The sequence below is a fragment of the Roseobacter phycocola genome (genome assembly GCF_042055075.2).
GTDB lineage: Bacteria > Pseudomonadota > Alphaproteobacteria > Rhodobacterales > Rhodobacteraceae > Roseobacter.
On the sequence record NZ_CP194010.1, the window covers coordinates 1,943,000 to 1,961,303 of the forward strand.

Here is an 18,304-nt window from a genome sequence, read left to right on the forward strand (position 1 = left end):
TCAGCGCACCTTGAGCGTGGCCAGTCCGATCATTGCGAGGATCAGGGAGATGATCCAGAACCGGATCACGATGGTGCTCTCGGACCAGCCCTTTTTCTCATAATGGTGGTGGATGGGGGCCATCAGGAACACGCGTTTGCCGGTGGCTTTGAAATAGGCGACCTGGATGATCACGCTGAGCGCTTCGACCACGAAAAGACCGCCCACAACGGCCAGTACGATCTCGTGTTTGGTGCTGACCGCAATCGCCCCCAGCGCGCCGCCCAGCGCCAGTGAACCGGTGTCACCCATGAAGACAGCAGCGGGCGGCGCGTTGTACCACAGGAACCCCAGACCACCGCCGAACAGCCCCGCGGTAAAGATCAGGATTTCCCCCGTGCCCGGCACGTAATGCACATCGAGGTATTCGGTAAAATCGACCCGGCCCACGGCATAGGCAATCACACCCAGGGTGCCTGCGGCGATCATCACCGGCATGATGGCCAACCCGTCGAGCCCGTCCGTGAGGTTCACCGCGTTGGCGGAGCCCACGATCACGATCATGCCGAAGGGAATGAACAGAAGACCCAGATTGAGCAGCACATCCTTGAATACCGGCAGGGCCAGACGCGCAGAAAGCGGCTCATAGCCTTCGACCCGGGCGGCCAGATCGGCATCTGCCAGGCCGTGCACATACATCGCCGCAGCCGTTGCCACGCCCGCAATGATAAACCCTGCGAGCAGGCGCACGCGCCCCGGCACGCCCTTGTGGTTGCCCTTGGACACCTTGGCGAAATCGTCGGCAAACCCGATAGCGGCAAAGGCCAGGGTGACGCCAAGCACGATCCAGACAAAGGGGTTGTCGAGCCGCGCCCAGAGCAGGGTCGAGGTCAGCAGCGCGCCCACAATCAACAGACCGCCCATGGTGGGCGTGCCGGCCTTGGCAAAATGCCCCTCCGGCCCGTCATCACGGATTGGCTGGCCTTTTCCCTGGCGGCGGCGCAGCACGGCAATCAGCGGTTTGCCAAAGAGAAACCCGAACACCAGTGCCGTCAGAAAGGCCCCGCCTGCGCGGAACGTAATATAGCGGAAGAGGTTGAACACGTCCCCCCCGTCTGACAGCAGCGTAAGCCAGTATAGCATCGGTTTCCCCTATTCCACGTCCAGCGGGGCATGTCCCATTTTGCGGATGGCGTCAACGATCAGCGCCAGTTTCATGCTGAGCGAGCCCTTGGCCAGCACCACGTCCCCGCTGTCGAGCAGGTGCTTCACGCGCGGGACAGCCTCTTCGGCGGTTTCAAACCATTCACCGCGCTGTGCCTCGGGCATCAGGTAGTGCAGCGATTTCATCAGCGGGCCGATGCAGTGAACCACGTCGATCTCTTTCATGGCGTCCAGGTGGGCCAGACCTGCGTGCAGGGCAATCTCATCGGCGCCCAGTTCTTTCATGTCGCCCAGCCAGGCGATGCGCCGGCCCTTGGAGACGCGGCCAATGTCATGTTTCACCTCTGCCGCCGCCAGCACCTCAAGTGCTGCCGCCATTGAGGTCGGGTTGGCGTTGTAGCTGTCGTCAATCAGGTCGAGCGTCATACGGGTATCGACCGGGTCGAGCGTGATCTTTTCGCGCACGCCGCGCCCTTTGTAGGGCGTCCATCGCCCGATGGAGCCGACCGCCAGTGCCATGTCCAGCCGGAGGGCCGCCATGACAGCGAGCGCCCCCAGCGCATTCATCGCAAAGTGCCGCCCCGGCGTGCTCAGCTTATAGAGCAGCGGCTCCTGACCCATTGTCGCCTGCACCACGGTGCTGTCACCCTGGACGGTCACGCGGTTGAGGCGGAAATCATAGCCATGCTCACCGAACGCGATATCGCGCAGTTTGCAGTCCTCGGCCTTGGCCATCAGGATCGCGGCGGTCTCAATATCGCTGTTCAGAACGGCAATGCCGTTGGGCACGACCCCTTCGAGGATCGAAGCCTTTTCCACCGCAATCCCGGTGATATCACTGAAGGCCTCAAGGTGCGCCGCGGCGACTGTGGTGATCATCGCCACATGGGGTTGCGCCATTTTCGAGAGCGGCGCAATCTCGCCGGGGTGGTTCATCCCGATCTCGATCACCGCAAACTCGGTGTCCGCCGGCATCCGCGCCAGCGTGAGCGGCACGCCCCAGTGGTTGTTGTAGCTCGCCACAGAGGCATGCGCCCGCCCCTGATCTGACAGCATCGCCAGTAGCATTTCCTTGGTCGAGGTTTTGCCGACACTGCCGGTAATGCCCACTACCTGGCCGGTCATCCGCGCGCGGCCGGCCCGGCCCAGCGCCTCAAGACCCGCCAGCACATCATCCACCACCAGCAGCGGCGCATCGGCCGGGACATCATCCGGCACATGCGACACAAGAGCGGCTGCAGCCCCCTTTTCCAGCGCCTGGGCCACGAAATCGTGCCCGTCACGTACATCCTTAAGCGCCACAAAGAGATCACCGGGCTCCAGCGTACGGGTGTCAATCGACACGCCCGTTGCGGCCCAGTCGGTTGTGGTGCTGCCACCGGTGGCTGTCGCGGCTTCTTCAGCAGTCCAGAGTGTCATGCGAACCTCCCGTCGAGGGCGGAAACCGCGACACTGGCCTGTTCCGCGTCATCAAAGGGCAGCACATCGTCGCCCACGATCTGACCCGTTTCATGCCCCTTGCCCGCGATCAGCAGGGCATCCCCCGGCCCCAGCGCATCGACACCGCGCAGGATCGCTTCGGCCCTGTCACCCACCTCCATCGCATCCGGTGCGCCCAGCAGCACCGAAGCACGGATCGCCGCCGGGTCCTCGCTGCGCGGGTTGTCATCGGTCACGATCACCAGATCCGCGTTCTCGGCCGCCGCCTGCCCCATCAGTGGACGTTTGGTCGCGTCCCGGTCGCCCCCGGCACCCACAATCACAATAAGCCGGCCCAGCACATGCGGGCGCAGTGCCTGACAGGCGGTCGCCACCGCGTCGGGCGTATGTGCGTAGTCGACAAAAACTGTCGCACCGTTTTCGCGGGTGGCGGCCAGCTGCATCCGGCCCCGCACGGTTGTCAGATCGCCCAGCGTGTCAAAAACATCCGCCGGATCCGCGCCACAGGCGATTACAAGGGCGGCGGCCATCATCACGTTCTCTGCCTGAAAATCACCGATCAGCCCCAGCCTGCGGACATAAGTCTTGTCGATGTGCCGGAAGGCGACCGTCTGGCCGGTGGCATCCACCTGAATGTTACCCAGATGAAAATCCCCGATACCGCGCCCGACACTGACCACCGGGCAGTTCCGTGCGGAGGCGATGGCGACCATATCTGTGCCGCGGTCTGCCTCGATGTTGATGACCGCTTTGGCGTCCTCGGGCAGCACGCGGGCAAAGAGACCTGCTTTGGCGGCAAAATAATCCTCGAAGGTCTCATGATAATCGAGGTGGTCCTGGGTGAAGTTGGTGAAACCCGCCGCCTTAAGCGTCACACCGTCCAGCCGCCGCTGGTCGAGCCCGTGGCTGGAGGCCTCCATCGCAGCATGTGTGACACCGTTCGTGACCGCATCGGCCAGCGCGCGGTGCAGGGTGATCGGATCAGGCGTTGTATGGGCCAGCGGCGCCGCCCAGGCCCCTTCGACCCCGGTGGTGCCGAGATTGACGGCGCTGTGGCCCAGCAGCGTCCAGATCTGGCGCACAAAGCTGGTCACGGAGGTTTTGCCGTTCGTGCCGGTCACCGCCACAAGCGTTTCCGGCTGCGCCCCGAACCAGAGCGCTGCGGTCCGGGCAAGTGTTTCGCGCGGGGCCTGCGTGACAATCAGCGCGGCCTCGCTGGCCTCCAGCGCGTCGCGCGCCAGTTCGGCCCCTTCGGCATCGGTCAGAATGGCGGCAGCCCCGGCCTCAAGTGCCGAAGGGATAAAACGCGCCCCATGCACAGTGCTGCCGGGCAGTGCCGCAAAGAGCGTCCCCGCAGCCACATCGCGACTGTCGGATGCGAGACCGGTGATCATCGGATTGCGCCCACGGGCAGCGGTCAGGCCGAGTGCAGAAAGCTGTTTTTGATCGTCGTGCATGGCCCCCACCTCTGCGATCAGTTTGAGGTCAGCTTTATATCCGTCACGGGGCCGGGTTCAACGGTCGGCCGCAGTCCCAGCAGCGGAGCAACACGGCGGATCATCTCGGCGGCCACGGGCACGGCTGTCCAGCCTGCCGTACGGCGCGGTTCGTCACCGGTGGTGTCGATGGGCTCATCGAGGGTCACAACCAGCACATAACGTGGGTCATGCGCGGGAAAGACGGAGGCAAAAGTGGCCAGCACCTTGTCCTCGTAATACCCTCCCTGCGGGCGCGGCTTGTCTGCCGTGCCGGTCTTGCCGCCCACAGCGTAGCCTTTGACATCGCCGAAACTGGCGGTGCCTTCTGTGACCACACGGCGCAGCATGCGCAGCGCTTCGCGCGATGCCTTCTCGCTGAAGACGCGGTCGCCCAGGCGCGGCCCGTTCTGTTTGAGGATGGTCGGCTCCACTCTGAACCCGCCGTTGGCCAGGGCAGCGTAGCCCGCGGCCAGATGCATAGGCGATGTCGACAGCCCGTGTCCGTAGGAGATGGTCATGGCGCTCAGTTCGGACCAGTTGGCCGGCAGCAGCGGACGTCCGCCGGCGGCCTCGACGATCTCAAAATTCGTCGCCTCCAGCATGCCAAGTTTTTTCATCAGGTCACGCTGGCGCTGCACGCCGATGTCCTGAGCGATGCGCGCGGTGCCGATGTTGGAGCTTTTCACGATGACCTTGGAGACGGTCATCTCATTGCCATAGTTACGGAAATCCCGGATGCGGAACTTGCCCCAGCGCAGCGGGCCGCGGGTGTCGATCACCGTTTCCGGGTTCACAATGCCAAGGTCCATCGCCTGGGCTGCGGTGAAAATCTTGAAGACGGAACCGAGCTCATAGACGCCCTGCACCGACCGGTTAAAGAGCGGGCTGTCCGAGGCATCGCCCGTCACCTGAGGGCGCGGCCGTTTGTTCGGATCGAAGGTCGGCAGCGAAACCACGCTGATCACCTCACCGGTGTGCACATCCATCAGCACGGACGTGGCCCCTTTGGCATTCATCAGCTTCATACCGCCGTACAGCACCCGTTCGGCTGCCGCCTGGACGGTCAGATCGAGCGAGAGGCGCAGTTCGTCATTGGCCGGGTCGCGCAGGTAATCATCGAAATACTTCTCGACCCCCGCCACACCGATCACTTCGGCAGCGTTCACACCCTCTTTGCCGTAGCTGGCCCCGCCCAGCACGTGGGCCCCCAGAGAACCGTTGGGATAAAGCCGCATGTCCCGCGCCCCAAAGAGCAGGCCCGGGTCGCCGATTTCATGCACGGCCTGCATCTGCTCGGGGCTGATGCGGCGTTTGATCCAGAGGAATTTGCGGCTGCCGGTGAAATCCGCCAGCAGCTCCTTTTCATCGAGATCGGGGAAAATCTGCGCCAGACCCTTTGCTGCATGGGCCGGATCGACCATGTGGGGCGGCTGGGCATAAAGCGCGTGTGTTTCGAAATTCGTGGCCAGCAGGTTGCCGTGCCGGTCAACGATATCGGCGCGCGCGGCATGGATCACGGAGCCCGGTGCCTCAGCGCGCGGCTCACGCGGCTCAGAGGTTGCCATCATGCCCATGCGGCCCCCGACAACGAGGAACGCGCACAGAAAGAAGACGCCGAGGATCAGCAGGCGGCCTTCGGCCCGCTGGCGGGCGGCGTCGCGCATCTGTTCGTGGCGGATGCGGATGTTCTCCCGCTCGATCGCGTCCGGGTTCTCGCCCTTTTCGCGGGCATCGAGGATACGGGCCAGCGGGCGCAGCGGCGTGCGGATCATTGCACCACCTCCCCGGGCTGCGCGTCGCCGAGGCTGGAGACATCCACAGCATTTTCAAATTCAATGATCGGGTCCGGCGGCAGGGCGACCTGGTCGGCGTGACCGAACTGGTCGGGCCGCAGCGGAAGCAGGCCCAGCCGGTCGAAATTGATGTCCGCCAGATCACGCAGACGGTCGGGGCGGTTCAGGTACGCCCATTCGGCACGCAGCACCGCGAGGCGTTCATGGGCCTGCCGGATGTCGGTGCGCAGCTCACGCGTCTCGGCCAGTGCCGCCTGGGTCGCGTAATTTTCGCGGTACGCCCAGAAGGCCAGTCCGATCACACTGATCGTGGTAAGGATATAGAGGAAAGTGCGCATCAGATAACCTCTCTGACCACCGGCATACCGATGGATTTTGCATCAATATCGCCTGCGGGCGCGTCGGTACGGACCGCTACGCGCAGCCGCGCCGAGCGGGCCCGCGGGTTTGCCGCGATCTCGGTGGCATCGGCGGAAATGGCCTTGCGGCTGGCCTGAGTGAACTGCGGTGCGTCGCGCTGCACCTCGGGCGCAAACCGGTTTGGGTTGCCACCCCCGCCTGAGCGCGCTGTGAGAAAGCGTTTGACCATCCGGTCCTCAACCGAATGAAAGGTCACAACGGCGAGCCAGCCGCCCTCAGCCAGCGCGCGCTCTGCGGCCATAAGCCCCTGAAAAAGCTCGCCGTATTCGTCGTTTACGGCAATGCGCAGCGCCTGAAAGCTGCGGGTAGCCAGGTGCGACTGACCGGGTTTTGCACGCGGCAGACAGCCTTCGATGATGCCCGCAAGGCGCAGCGTCGTTGTGATCGGCTCCAGCGCGCGTTCCCGCACGATTGCCTTTGCAATGCGGCGGCTGGCGCGTTCCTCGCCATACTGAAAAAGGATGTTCGCAATGACCTCTTCGGCGGCCTCATTCACGATATCTGCGGCCGAGAGACCCTCCTGGCTCATGCGCATGTCCAGCGGGCCATCCCGCATGAAGGAAAAGCCACGTTCCGCGAGATCCAGCTGCATCGAAGAGACACCGAGATCCAGCACAACCCCGTCCAGATCGGTCGCATAACTGTCCATCGCCGAGAAGACACCACGCTGCTGCACAAGGCGGTCGCCCCAGGCGCCTGCCCAGCCTGCGGCCATCTCAAAGGCCAGCGGATCACGGTCCACGGCGATCACCCGGTCCGCGCCGGCCTCCAGCAGCCCGCGCGTATACCCGCCCGCGCCAAAGGTGCCATCGAGCCAGGTGCCCCGCACCGGAGACACAGCATCAAGAATTGCAGACAACAGAACGGGGATGTGAGGCGCAGACGTGTCAGAGGTGGCCGCAGCAGCCATGTCCTACTCCCCCTGCTGGCCGTCCAGGAACACCAGCGGGTCAAAATCCTCGGGCAGATCGTCCAGCCATGCGTCCGTTTTGGCGGCCTCTTCGGCCTCATAGGTCTCGGGCTGCCAGATCTGAAAGGTATCACCGGCGGCGATAAAGAAAGCCTCTTTGTCGAGGCCGATCTTCTGGCGCAGCTTTGCAGGCAGCACGAGGCGGCCGGTTTCGTCCACCGACGTGGGGAACGACTGGCCGTGAAAAAGACGTTGCAGCATTTTGCGCTCGATGGACCCGCGCGGCAGGGCGTCGATCTTGTCGTCCACCTCGGTGATGGCTTCCATCGTGTAGCATTCAAGGTAGCTGCGGCGGTGATCGCCATAAACAATGACAAGCTCGGGCGCATCACCGGAGGTCCAGTTGGGATCAGCAGCCTCAATCACACGGCGGAAAGAGGCCGGTATCGAGACCCGCCCCTTTGTATCGACCTTGTGATGGCTTTCGCCTCTGAACCTGCGGCTCACTGCCTTATCCCAATCTCTTGCGCGCCCTCGTCTGCGCTTCCCCCGTCCCTGAAATGGAAACGGCGGGTTGATCTGCTGCCACTGATCAACCCGCCGCCCTCGTCCCGACTTTGCGGGGAAGTCCAGTCGCGCGCGCCACCTGGGGGGATGTCTGCTCGCTCGCGCGCCGGATCTCTTGGTCTGATGAAAGCGAGGTGCCTGTATGAAACCTGCTAGAGTTTTTGTTTGCGTAGGGTCGTTTGGTGCCCCGGGCTCGTTCTCATCTGATGTAGAAAGGTATAACGTGGGAAATCATGGCACAGCAAGGGATTTTTGGTTACCAAATTGCTAAATCTTGTTTTTCAGTGTTAAGGAAAACAACATCTGGTAGCAGTTTGGTTGAAAAATATCAACAAATTGGCACTGACTGTCAGAAAAACACTATATATAGACAAGTCGCGCCGGTCGGGAAATTTCCCATAATTTCCCGATTTTTTGCCCGCATGCTGTGCCACACAGAGATGTTCTACTTATGTTCGAAGGTCAGACAGCTATAAAGACGCAAAAAAGTACCCGCAGAACCTGTTTGATTCGCCCTGACGCCCGTTTCGGCCCATAGATTCCCACGGCACGGCCCATGAATTCCCATGACCCGCTGAGAGCGTAGCCCCGTTCAGACAATGACTGCATATATAGTGGCAGCCCGCAACCTGCTGCCGGAGTGATCAGAACCGCCATCCGCCGGCAATCACCTGCGGGCAGCGATATCCAGTCTGGCTGAACGCCTTCCGTCGGACCAGAGCGGCTTTATGCCATGCCGCCCCGGATCAGCCCGTCCGCAATGCGCGCATAGGCCTCGGCCATCGGGCCATCCCCGGCGGCGATGGGGGTGCCACCGTCGCCCGCAAGGCGGGTCTCCAGATCAATCGGCAGCGCGCCCAGCAGCGGGACACCCAGTTTCTCCGCCTCGGCGGCGACACCGCCCTGCCCGAAGATCTGGTGCTCCGAGCCGCAGTCCGGGCAGACAAACATGGACATGTTCTCGATCAGGCCGAGCACAGGTGTTTTCAGCGTGTCAAACATGTCGAGCGCCTTGCGCGCGTCGATCAGCGCCACGTCCTGCGGCGTGGACACCACAATCGCACCGCTGAGTTCGGACTTCGTGCACAGTGTCAGCTGCACATCCCCGGTGCCTGGCGGCAGATCAACGAGCAGCACATCAAGCCCGCCCCATTCCACCTGCCCCAGCATCTGCTGCAGCGCTCCCATCAGCATCGGCCCGCGCCAGACCACCGCCTTGCCGTCCTCGAGCATAAAGCCGATCGACATCAGCGTGACGCCATGCGCGTGCAGTGGAATGATGGTTTTACCATCCGGGCTGGCGGGACGTTTATTAATGCCCATCATGCGCGGCTGAGAGGGACCGTATATATCAGCGTCCAGCAGGCCGACTTTGCGACCGGCCTTTGCCAGCGCCACGGCGAGGTTTGACGAGACCGTGGATTTGCCCACGCCGCCCTTGCCGGACCCGATGGCCAGAATGCGCTTCACGCCCGCCGGTTTTGTCGGGCCTGCCTGCGGTTTCGGGTGCCCGCCGACCTTGAGCGACGGTGGCTCCGGTTTGCTGGCCGCCGGGCCGTGCGCAGTGAGTGCAACCGTCGCCTGGGTCACCCCGGGCAGTTCCGACACGACCTTTTCCGCCGCGTCCCGCAGCGGCCCCATCTGGCGTGCGACCTCCGGGCTTGGTGCCTCAATGACAAAGCGGACAACCCCGCCATCAACAGTCAGCGCACGAATCAGATCGTGCTCGATCAGGCTGCGTCCATCGGGCAGCGCCACCCGGCTGAGAGCGGCCTCAATATCGGCCTGTGTTACAGACATGCTCAAAAACTCCTCGTTCCCGCCTGTTGAGATAGCACAGTTGCAGCGGAACACCAGCGGCACCGCTGAAATGCCTAAACCATTAGCATTATGTGAAAATTAACCATACGTCGCCTATGCAGATGCTGCATAGCAGCATTGAATTTCTGGTTATTGTGCACGCGCAGCAATTCCCTAAGTATGGGTCACAAGAGACGAAACACGAAAGCAAACACAATGGCCTTTATGGATCAGACATTCGCAAAATCCGAAAGCTTCGGCGTGCGTGCACTGGCCGCAGCCACAGGATTCTTCGCAACCGCAACAGCGCGTTACGCCCGCTACAGCCTGTACCGGCACACGCTTGCCGAGCTGAACACACTCAGCGACCGGGAAGCCGCAGACCTCGGCCTGCACCGCTCCGGATTCCGCAATCTGGCGTGGGAAACCGCCTGCGAGAAAGTTTCTGTGTAACCACAGAGATCGGGTTCCCCACCTCCTCCCGGGGAACCTGAACAGAAGCGGCGGCATCTATCCTCCTCCCGGATGCCGTCGTTTGTAACACCGCCCGCAAACCGGGCACCGGGATCAGATCCCGGAACGACTTTCAGCCGGGTCCACCTCCTCCCGGGCCAGGCTGAACCAAGGCGGTGGCATTCATCCTCCTCCCGGATGCCACCGTCCCTTTTACAGAAGGCCAGAATGGCCGGACACGACCGGCAGGCATATTTCCTCCCTGAAAAACGTCGCCGGAAACAGAAAGCGGTCCCCACTCCTCCCGGGGGCCGCTTTTTTTGTGCTTTTTCATGATTGACACGGCGCAGGCGGAAGCCCGCCACCCGCTTCTTGATGCTGCTTATTTTATAAAGTAACAAAATCGCAGGCAAAGGAGGCCACCCAGTGAGAAAACCCGCAACGGCCCGGCAGGATGATGTGCTCAGCGTGCTGAAAGCATGCGACCGGCCCATGACCGCCTACCAGATCCTGGAACGCCTCCAGGCCAGCGAACCGGATATTGCGCCCCCGACCGTTTACAGGACTCTGTCGTCGCTGACAGACCAGGGCCGCGCGCACAGGCTTGAATCGATCCGGGCCTTTGTGCCCTGCACCTGCACTCACAAAAACAGCGTGCCCGTCCTCGCCATCTGTGGCGACTGTGGCGCTGTCGAAGAGCATGACGGCGGAGAGCTGCTGCCGATGCTGGACCGGCTGACTGATCCAAGCCAGTTCCGGACTGAACGCCATATCGTCGAAATTCACGGCCGCTGCAGCAGCTGCGCCGCCTGACAACCCTTTTCAGAAAAACAGGATAACCCATGAAAAACACCCTTTCGATCATCGCTCTTCTGGCCGCCGTGCCTGCACTGGCTGATGAAACCCGTCAGCTGGACGCGCATGAACATGGCGTCGGCGCGCTGAACATCGCGGCTGAGGGATCCGACGTGCTGATGGAACTGGAAGTGCCCGGCGCGGACATCGTGGGTTTTGAATATGCGGCCAAAACCGATGCGGACCGCAAGGCCGTTGACGCGGCGGTGGCCACGCTGGCCACACCTCTTGATCTCTTTGTCCTGCCAGCCGCGGCGGGATGCTCTGTAACCGAGGCACGCGCCGCGCTGGAAATGGAAGACGAGCACGCGGAACATGGCCACGACGATCACGATCATGAGGAACATGGGCATGATGAGCACAAGCATGATGACGATCATGCCGCGCACAAGGCCGAACATGCCCATGATGATGACCATGATCACGACCATGCCGCGCATGACGATGATCATGCCGAGCACAAGGACGAACATGCCCATGACGATGACCATGATCACGACCATGCCGCGCATGACGATGATCATGACCACGCCAATGAGGCCACGCATTCTGAATTCCACGCCACATACCGTCTGACATGCGCCGATCCGCAGGCGCTGGACCAGATCGAATTCGCCTATTTCGACCGGTTTGAGAATGCTCTGGAGCTTGAGGTTCAGATCGTGACAGGCTCCGGCGCACAGGCTTTTGAGGTCACCCGCGAGGATCCCGTTCTTGATCTGCGCAACCTGTTCTGACAGGACAACGGGATGACAGATCCCGTCCTGACCCTTTCAGGCGTTGTTTTCGGCTGGCCCGGACGGGCCGGCTTTTCGCTGTCTGTGCCAGCGTTTTCGCTGTCTGCGGGCGAAAAAGTGCTGCTGCTGGGCGAAAGCGGATCGGGCAAGTCCACGCTGCTGTCGCTGATATGCGGCACGGTGCAGCCGGAACAGGGCAGCGTCCGCATTGCGGACACCGATATCAGCGCGCTGTCGGGCGGGGCCCGCGACCGGTTCCGCGCCGAACAGATCGGGGTGATTTTCCAACAGTTCAATCTGCTGCCATTCGGCACCGTTGCGGACAATATTCTGCTGCCCCTGCGGTTTGCGCCGGAACGACGCGCCCGGGCGGGCGATGCCCGGCAAACGGCGGCGGAACTATGTGACCGGCTGGGACTGCCCAAAGATGTATTGCAGGCCCGGGCCGGCACTCTGAGCGTCGGACAACAGCAGCGCGTGGCCGTTGCCAGAGCGCTGATAGGTCAGCCCCCGCTGATCATCGCGGATGAGCCCACTTCGGCGCTGGATGCAGACAGCCAGGCCGCTTTTCTGGACCTGCTTTTCGGTCAGGCCGCCGCACAGGGCTCTGCCCTGCTGATGGTCAGCCATGACGCGCGCCTCGCGCCGCGCTTTGACCGCGCCCTGCGTATCGAAGACATCGCCCACACCGAAAGACCCGCGGCATGATCCTGCGTCTGGCCATGGCATCGCTGTTTGCACGGGCGCTGACCGTGGGCATGACCATTCTGGCCATCGCATTGTCTGTCGCGCTGTTTCTGGGTGTGGAAAAGGTCCGGACGGGTGCGAAGGCGAGTTTTGCGGATACAATTTCCGGCACCAACCTGATCGTGGGCGCGCGCTCGGGCTCGGTACAGCTGCTGCTCTATTCGGTGTTCCGCATCGGCAATGCGACCAACAATGTCAGCTGGGAAAGCTACAAAGACATTGCCGCACGGCCCGAAGTCGACTGGATTGTACCCATTTCGCTGGGCGACAGTCACCGGCAATTCAGGGTCATGGGGACCACCCTGGGTTTCTTTGAACACTACCGGTACCGGCAGGACCGGCAGATCGAAGTGGCCCACGGCCTGATGATGGATGACCTTTTCGATGCGGTCATCGGTGCGGATGTCGCCGAAACGCTTGGTTATGATGTGGACGATCCGATTGTCGTGGCGCATGGTCTTGCGTCCTTTACTGAACACAAGGATCAGCCGTTCCGGATATCGGGCATCCTGGCACGCACCGGTACACCCGTGGACCGGACGGTCATCGTCAGCATGGAAGCCATCGAGGCCATTCACGTCGACTGGCGCAGCGGCGCGCAGATCCCGGGGCAATCCACGCCGCCGGAGGTGATCCGCGGCATGGACCTGACGCCGCAGGCGGTTACGGCAGCGCTGGTTGGTGTCAAAAGCCCGCTGCAGACCTTTGCGCTGCAGCGCGCCATCAATGAATATCCGGCCGAACCGCTGCTGGCGATCCTGCCAGGCGTGGCCCTTCAGGAGCTGTGGTCCATCGTCGGGATTGCCGAAACGGCATTGCTTGCCGTGTCCGGCATGGTCGTTGTCACAGCGCTGATCGGCATGATGGCGACAGTGTTTTCCAGCCTCAGCGAACGACGGCGTGAAATGGCGATTTTCCGGGCGATGGGGGCGCGGCCGTCCACGATTTTCGGCCTGCTGGTGCTGGAGGCTGCGCTGACCGCCGCGGCAGGTGCCATGCTGGGCCTGGCACTGGTCTATGCGGCGCTGTTCGTGGCCCAGCCAATGATTGACGCAGAATTCGGCCTGTGGCTGCCGATCACGGCACCCGGGGCGGACGAGTTGCTGGTGCTGGCAGGCGTCACCGCCGCTGGCGCAATTGTGAGCGCCCTGCCCGCGCTTCACGCCTACAAACTCTCGCTGGCGGATGGTATGATGGTGCGGACGTGACACAGATGACGGAGCAGACAATGTTCAACCGGCGCGCCGCACTCGGGCTTCTTTCCGCTGGTGCCACAGTCCCTGGTGCTGCGCTGGCCAATGCGCCGCGGGAGGTCATGTGGGACGATCTGATCCCGCCGGGCGTGCCCTATTCAGAGATCATCGGTGAAGGCGAGATTGACGAGATCAACGATTTCTGGGCCCCGATCTATGACGCCAATGCGACCAAACTGAACGAAACGCTGGATGGCGCCTATATCCGGATGCCCGGTTATATCATTCCATTTGATTTCTCCGCGCAGGGCGTGACCGAATTTATGCTCGTGCCCTATGTCGGGGCCTGCATCCATGTTCCGCCCCCGCCCGCCAACCAGCTGGTGATGTGCCGCACGAAAACGCCCTGGCCCACCGACGGGCTGTGGGACCCAGTCTGGGTGACGGGCATCATGCGCACCGAACTGCAGTCCACCGAGCTGGGCGAAACCGGATATGCGCTGGTGGCAGACAAAATGGAAGTCTACGAATGGTGACACGGCGCGGGCTTCTGACGGGGCTTGCGGCATCGGTGCTGTTGCCGAGACCTGGCGTTGCCGCAGAAGTCGTCGATCTTTCCTGGGCTGACCTGTTGCCCGAGGGTCAGGTTTTCGTGCCGCCGCTGTTACAGGAATTCATCGATCATTCCGGACCTTCGATGTCGGATCAGCAGCCTGCCTCGACGGGTGTGCGCACCGACTGGAACGGACAGACCGTGCGGATACCAGGCTTTGTGCTGCCCATCGAACACCGGGGCACCGGTGTTTCGGCTTTTATTCTGGTACCTTACGTGGGGGCCTGCATCCATGTCCCGCCCCCGCCCGCCAATCAGCTTGTTTTTGTCACGCCCGACACGCCCTATGAAAGCGGCGGCATGTTTGAGCCCGTGCGCGTGACCGGCAGGTTCGGTGTGACCACCGTCTCCACCCAGCTGGCAGAGGTGGGTTATGCGATGGCCGCCGAGCGGATCGACCCCATCGCCCTCTGATGCCCGCGGCGGTCAGAACGGAATATCATCCGCCGCATTGACGAACTTCGCGACAACCTTCTTGGTGCCTGCTTTCTCAAAGGCAATCTCAAGTTTATCGCCCTCGATGGCCTGCACCGCGCCGTAGCCGAATTTCTGGTGAAAAACCCGCTCGCCCACGGTGAAGCTGGACACAGCATTCATGTCGATCACCGTATTCCGGCTCTCGCGCGGCTGGCTCATGGGCCGCTCCTGTGACCTGGCCTGCAGACGCCGCCAGCCGGGAGAGTTGTAGACATTCGCCTCCGCCGCTGCGTCATGCAGGGTCGAGGACGGCGCCGCAGCCCCATAGCCGCCGCCGTAAAGCCCCGGCGGGGTCAGCACATCCACATGTTCTTCGGGCAGCTCATCAATGAACCGTGAGGGCATGGAGTTCTGCCACTGGCCAAACACCCGCCGGTTGGCCGCAAAGGAAATCGTGCAGACTTCCTCGGCCCGCGTGATGCCGACATAGGCCAGACGCCGCTCTTCCTCGAGCCCCTTCACGCCGCTTTCATCCATGGACCGCTGCGATGGGAACAGCCCGTCCTCCCAGCCCGGCAGAAACACCACCGGGAACTCCAGACCCTTCGCCGCATGCAGCGTCATGATCGAGACTTTTTCCTCAGCGTTTTCGCTTTCGTTGTCCATGATCAGGCTGACGTGCTCCAGGAACCCCTGCAGATTTTCAAAACTTTCCAGCGCTTTGACCAGTTCCTTGAGGTTTTCAAGACGCCCCGGCGCCTCCGGTGTTTTGTCGTTCTGCCAGTGCTCTGTGTAGCCGCTCTCGTCCAGAATGATCTCGGCCAGTTCCACGTGGCTGATCTCCGGGCGGCCCTCACCGCCAGCGTCCAGCACCGCGTCATCGTCCAGCAGAATGCGCGCCTGCATCTGCCCGCGCCAACGGTCAACAGACGCCACCAGTCTGGCCAGCGCCGCACCGCCTTTGCCGCCGATCGCCTTGACCTGCGTGACAAGCCGCGCGCCTTCAAACAGGCTCACCCCGTTGTCGCGCGCCATACGCTGGATGGTCTGCTGCGCCTTGTCGCCCAGCCCCCGTTTGGGCGTATTCACGATCCGCTCAAAGGCCAGATCATCGTCCGGGCTGACCACCACGCGGAAATAGGCCATGGCATCGCGGATCTCCATGCGCTCGTAAAAGCGCGGCCCGCCTATCACGCGATACGGCAGCCCGATGGTCAGAAACCGGTCCTCAAAGGCACGCATCTGATGTGACGCGCGCACCAGGATCGCCATATTGTTCAGGCTTTCCGGCGCACGCCCCCGCGTCCCCCGCTGGGTCGCCTCAATCTCATCACCGATCCATCGGGCTTCCTCGTCGCCGTCCCAGTGTCCGATCAGCCGGACTTTTTCGCCCTCTTCCCGGTCGGTCCACAGCTCCTTGCCCAGGCGTCCCTGATTGCCCCGGATCACACCGGAAGCCGCCTGCAGAATATGCGGGGTCGAGCGGTAGTTCTGTTCCAACCGCACAACATGGGCGCCCGGAAAATCCTTTTCAAACCGCAGGATATTGCCCACCTCGGCACCACGCCAGCCATAGATCGACTGGTCATCGTCACCGACACAGCAGATGTTTTTGTGCCCGCCCGCCAGCAGCCGCAGCCACAGATACTGGGCGACATTGGTATCCTGATATTCGTCCACCAGAATGTACCGGAACCAGCGCTGATACTGCTCCAGCACATCCGGGTGGTTCTGGAAAATCGTTACCATATGCAGCAGCAGATCGCCGAAATCGACCGCGTTCAGTTCTTTGAGCCGTGCCTGGTACTGCGCGTAAATCTCAACACCGCGGTGATTGTAGGCACCCGCATCGGCGGCCGGCACTTTGTCAGGCGTCAGCGCGCGGTTCTTCCAGCCATCTATGATCGAGGACAGCTGCCGCGCCGGCCAGCGTTTGTCATCGATGCCATCGGCGACCACCAGCTGTTTGAGCAGCCGCAGCTGATCATCCGTGTCCAGAATAGTGAAGTTCGACTTCAGCCCCGCCAGTTCCGCATGCCGCCGCAGCAGTTTGACACAGATCGCGTGGAAGGTGCCCAGCCATGGCATGCCCTCCACCGGCTGCCCCAGCATCTGCGCTACGCGGATCTTCATTTCGCGCGCGGCTTTGTTCGTAAAGGTCACCGCGAGGATCTCATTGGGCCTTGCAGTGCCACGGTTCAGCAGATGCACGATCCGCGCCGTCAAAGCCCGGGTCTTGCCCGTGCCCGCGCCCGCCAGCATGAGCACCGGCCCCTCCAGCTGCTCAACAGCGGCGCGCTGCGCGGGATTGAGCCCGTCAAGATACGGCTGAGGCCGCGCGGCCATCGCACGTGCGCTCAGCGAAGCGCCTTCAAAGGCATCCATTTCGTCAAAACTGCTCATGCTGCGATCCTACTCTGCACTGCCGGAAAGTTAAAGAGACGTTCACACAATGTTCCGCCTCGCGCACAGGGCTGGACAATTGCCTGATCTGACGGGCAAATACAGGGCATGGACCTGCACAGCACCTATCCGGGCCTCAGCGATCTGCGCGCAAAAGCCCGCCGCCGCATCCCGAAATTCGTGTGGGAATATCTCGACTCGGCCACCGGATCAGAGGCCACCAGACATCGCAACCGCACAGCCCTTGACCGCGTGGGGCTGATGCCCTCGGTCCTGCATGGTGAATTCACGCCGGATCTCAGCTGCCACCTGCTGGGGCGCGACCTGCCGCTGCCTTTCGGGGTGGCGCCGGTTGGCATGTCCGGCCTGATGTGGCCCGACGCCGAAGGCCACCTTGCCCGCGCTGCGGCCGGAGCCGGTATCCCCTATACGCTGTCCACCGTCGCCAGCCAGTCACCCGAAGACCTCAAACCCTATCTCGGACCAGAAGCCTGGTTTCAGATGTACGCGCCGCGTGACGAGGACATCCGCCGGGACATGCTGGCGCGTGCCCGCGATGCCGGATTTTCCACGCTGGTCCTGACGGTCGATGTACCGGTGGCCTCCCGCCGGGAACGCCAGACCCGCTCCGGCCTGACCCAGCCGCCCCGCCTGACACCGCGCCTGCTGGCGCAGGTCGCCATGCGGCCCGCCTGGGCGCTGGGGATGGCTCAACGCGGCATGCCCCGGATGCGCGGGCTGGAAAAATACACGCCGAAGACGACGACATCCCTGTCCTCCACCCAGCATGCAGGCTACCTCCTGCGCACCTCACCGGACGCGGATTATGTCAGCTGGTTGCGGGATGCCTGGGAAGGCCCGCTGGTTATCAAAGGGGTTCTGCGCGCCGAAGACGCCGAACCGCTGGAAAAACGCGGCGTTGATGCGCTTTGGGTTTCCAACCACGCAGGCCGCCAGTTTGATGCCGCCCCTGCCAGCATCGAGGTTCTGCCACAGGTCCGCGCGGCCACGAAACTGCCACTGATCTTTGATTCCGGCGTCGAAGGCGGTCTCGATATGCTGCGTGCCCTTGCTTCAGGTGCCGATTTTGTCATGCTGGGCCGCGCATTCCACTACGCCCTCGCTGCCCTCGGACCACCCGGCGTGGACCACCTCGTCGACATGCTGCGCAAAGACCTTGAGGCAAATATGGGACAGCTTGGCGTGCGGGATCTGTCGCAGCTGCCCGCACCCTTCACCCTTGACTGACACCGGCTTCTTCTGGCCGGAAATATCCCCGCCGGAGGCCTGAAATCAGGGGTGCTGCGCACCCGCTTCCGAACAAATTGCCTTTCT

17 protein-coding genes are annotated in these 18,304 nt (G+C 62.5%); 8 read left to right on the top strand and 9 right to left on the bottom strand.

The genetic code is table 11. From position 1 onward, the window contains the following. The 8 genes from mraY to AB4K19_RS09610 form a co-directional block, all read right to left on the bottom strand. On the bottom strand, positions 1 to 1,122 hold the full coding sequence (gene mraY, locus AB4K19_RS09575) for a phospho-N-acetylmuramoyl-pentapeptide-transferase (RefSeq protein ID WP_436399502.1): 1,122 nt from the start codon (positions 1,120 to 1,122) through the stop codon (positions 1 to 3). A gap of 9 nt (positions 1,123 to 1,131) precedes the next feature. After that, on the bottom strand, positions 1,132 to 2,562 hold the full coding sequence (locus AB4K19_RS09580; RefSeq protein WP_436399503.1) for a UDP-N-acetylmuramoyl-tripeptide--D-alanyl-D-alanine ligase: 1,431 nt from the start codon (positions 2,560 to 2,562) through the stop codon (positions 1,132 to 1,134). Continuing rightward, on the bottom strand, positions 2,559 to 4,040 hold the full coding sequence (locus AB4K19_RS09585) for a UDP-N-acetylmuramoyl-L-alanyl-D-glutamate--2,6-diaminopimelate ligase (protein WP_436399504.1): 1,482 nt from the start codon (positions 4,038 to 4,040) through the stop codon (positions 2,559 to 2,561). Before AB4K19_RS09585 ends, AB4K19_RS09580 begins: the two co-directional genes overlap by 4 nt. A gap of 17 nt (positions 4,041 to 4,057) precedes the next feature. After that, positions 4,058 to 5,833 (bottom strand): peptidoglycan D,D-transpeptidase FtsI family protein, encoded by a 1,776-nt coding sequence (locus AB4K19_RS09590; protein ID WP_436399505.1) that lies wholly within the window; start codon positions 5,831 to 5,833, stop codon positions 4,058 to 4,060. Continuing rightward, on the bottom strand, positions 5,830 to 6,192 hold the full coding sequence (gene ftsL, locus AB4K19_RS09595; RefSeq protein ID WP_375228159.1) for a cell division protein FtsL: 363 nt from the start codon (positions 6,190 to 6,192) through the stop codon (positions 5,830 to 5,832). Before ftsL ends, AB4K19_RS09590 begins: the two co-directional genes overlap by 4 nt. Continuing rightward, on the bottom strand, positions 6,192 to 7,184 hold the full coding sequence (gene rsmH / locus AB4K19_RS09600; protein WP_375228160.1) for a 16S rRNA (cytosine(1402)-N(4))-methyltransferase RsmH: 993 nt from the start codon (positions 7,182 to 7,184) through the stop codon (positions 6,192 to 6,194). Before rsmH ends, ftsL begins: the two co-directional genes overlap by 1 nt. A 3-nt stretch (positions 7,185 to 7,187) precedes the next feature. After that, complete coding sequence (mraZ, locus tag AB4K19_RS09605) at positions 7,188 to 7,691, bottom strand: division/cell wall cluster transcriptional repressor MraZ (RefSeq protein WP_375228161.1); 504 nt, start codon at positions 7,689 to 7,691, stop codon at positions 7,188 to 7,190. Positions 7,692 to 8,477: 786 nt separating this feature from the next. Continuing rightward, positions 8,478 to 9,551: an Mrp/NBP35 family ATP-binding protein gene (locus tag AB4K19_RS09610; protein WP_436399506.1), complete on the bottom strand. Its 1,074-nt coding sequence runs from the start codon at positions 9,549 to 9,551 to the stop codon at positions 8,478 to 8,480. A gap of 216 nt (positions 9,552 to 9,767) precedes the next feature. Between AB4K19_RS09610 and AB4K19_RS09615 the strand changes: the two genes are divergently transcribed. From AB4K19_RS09615 to AB4K19_RS09645, 7 genes are all read left to right on the top strand, one after another. Beyond that, positions 9,768 to 10,004, top strand: a complete 237-nt coding sequence (locus AB4K19_RS09615) for a DUF1127 domain-containing protein (protein ID WP_375228162.1) — start codon at positions 9,768 to 9,770, stop codon at positions 10,002 to 10,004. Positions 10,005 to 10,430: 426 nt separating this feature from the next. Then, positions 10,431 to 10,817 carry a Fur family transcriptional regulator gene (locus AB4K19_RS09620; protein WP_375228163.1) on the top strand — a complete coding sequence of 129 codons (387 nt, stop codon included), beginning with the start codon at positions 10,431 to 10,433 and terminating at the stop codon, positions 10,815 to 10,817. Positions 10,818 to 10,846: 29 nt separating this feature from the next. Beyond that, positions 10,847 to 11,596: a zinc uptake protein ZrgA gene (zrgA, locus tag AB4K19_RS09625; RefSeq protein ID WP_375228164.1), complete on the top strand. Its 750-nt coding sequence runs from the start codon at positions 10,847 to 10,849 to the stop codon at positions 11,594 to 11,596. A gap of 12 nt (positions 11,597 to 11,608) precedes the next feature. Beyond that, positions 11,609 to 12,304, top strand: a complete 696-nt coding sequence (locus tag AB4K19_RS09630) for an ABC transporter ATP-binding protein (RefSeq protein ID WP_375228165.1) — start codon at positions 11,609 to 11,611, stop codon at positions 12,302 to 12,304. Then, a complete protein-coding gene (locus tag AB4K19_RS09635; protein ID WP_375228166.1) occupies positions 12,301 to 13,551 on the top strand; it encodes an ABC transporter permease in 1,251 nt (416 codons plus the stop codon). Before AB4K19_RS09630 ends, AB4K19_RS09635 begins: the two co-directional genes overlap by 4 nt. A gap of 5 nt (positions 13,552 to 13,556) precedes the next feature. Beyond that, the gene (locus AB4K19_RS09640; protein ID WP_375228167.1) at positions 13,557 to 14,072 is read left to right on the top strand and encodes a DUF3299 domain-containing protein; all 516 of its coding nucleotides are present in this window, start codon (positions 13,557 to 13,559) and stop codon (positions 14,070 to 14,072) included. Beyond that, the gene (locus AB4K19_RS09645) at positions 14,066 to 14,563 is read left to right on the top strand and encodes a DUF3299 domain-containing protein (protein ID WP_375228168.1); all 498 of its coding nucleotides are present in this window, start codon (positions 14,066 to 14,068) and stop codon (positions 14,561 to 14,563) included. The genes AB4K19_RS09640 and AB4K19_RS09645 overlap by 7 nt, the downstream gene beginning before the upstream one ends. Positions 14,564 to 14,575: 12 nt before the next feature. Here the strand turns inward: AB4K19_RS09645 and AB4K19_RS09650 are convergent, their stop codons facing one another. Beyond that, the gene (locus AB4K19_RS09650) at positions 14,576 to 16,969 is read right to left on the bottom strand and encodes an ATP-dependent helicase (protein WP_375228169.1); all 2,394 of its coding nucleotides are present in this window, start codon (positions 16,967 to 16,969) and stop codon (positions 14,576 to 14,578) included. A gap of 108 nt (positions 16,970 to 17,077) precedes the next feature. Between AB4K19_RS09650 and AB4K19_RS09655 the strand changes: the two genes are divergently transcribed. Then, positions 17,078 to 18,217, top strand: a complete 1,140-nt coding sequence (locus AB4K19_RS09655) for an alpha-hydroxy acid oxidase (protein WP_436399507.1) — start codon at positions 17,078 to 17,080, stop codon at positions 18,215 to 18,217. Positions 18,218 to 18,304: the final 87 nt, after the last annotated feature.

Coding starts and splice junctions, on each gene's coding strand:
- mraY (WP_436399502.1), bottom strand. CDS start 1,122: ATGCTATACTGGCTTACGCTGCTGTCAGACGGGGGGGACGTGTTCAAC.
- AB4K19_RS09580 (WP_436399503.1), bottom strand. CDS start 2,562: ATGACACTCTGGACTGCTGAAGAAGCCGCGACAGCCACCGGTGGCAGC.
- AB4K19_RS09585 (WP_436399504.1), bottom strand. CDS start 4,040: ATGCACGACGATCAAAAACAGCTTTCTGCACTCGGCCTGACCGCTGCC.
- AB4K19_RS09590 (WP_436399505.1), bottom strand. CDS start 5,833: ATGATCCGCACGCCGCTGCGCCCGCTGGCCCGTATCCTCGATGCCCGC.
- ftsL (WP_375228159.1), bottom strand. CDS start 6,192: ATGCGCACTTTCCTCTATATCCTTACCACGATCAGTGTGATCGGACTG.
- rsmH (WP_375228160.1), bottom strand. CDS start 7,184: ATGGCTGCTGCGGCCACCTCTGACACGTCTGCGCCTCACATCCCCGTT.
- AB4K19_RS09610 (WP_436399506.1), bottom strand. CDS start 9,551: ATGTCTGTAACACAGGCCGATATTGAGGCCGCTCTCAGCCGGGTGGCG.
- AB4K19_RS09615 (WP_375228162.1), top strand. CDS start 9,768: ATGGCCTTTATGGATCAGACATTCGCAAAATCCGAAAGCTTCGGCGTG.
- zrgA (WP_375228164.1), top strand. CDS start 10,847: ATGAAAAACACCCTTTCGATCATCGCTCTTCTGGCCGCCGTGCCTGCA.
- AB4K19_RS09630 (WP_375228165.1), top strand. CDS start 11,609: ATGACAGATCCCGTCCTGACCCTTTCAGGCGTTGTTTTCGGCTGGCCC.
- AB4K19_RS09635 (WP_375228166.1), top strand. CDS start 12,301: ATGATCCTGCGTCTGGCCATGGCATCGCTGTTTGCACGGGCGCTGACC.
- AB4K19_RS09640 (WP_375228167.1), top strand. CDS start 13,557: ATGACGGAGCAGACAATGTTCAACCGGCGCGCCGCACTCGGGCTTCTT.
- AB4K19_RS09645 (WP_375228168.1), top strand. CDS start 14,066: ATGGTGACACGGCGCGGGCTTCTGACGGGGCTTGCGGCATCGGTGCTG.
- AB4K19_RS09650 (WP_375228169.1), bottom strand. CDS start 16,969: ATGAGCAGTTTTGACGAAATGGATGCCTTTGAAGGCGCTTCGCTGAGC.
- AB4K19_RS09655 (WP_436399507.1), top strand. CDS start 17,078: ATGGACCTGCACAGCACCTATCCGGGCCTCAGCGATCTGCGCGCAAAA.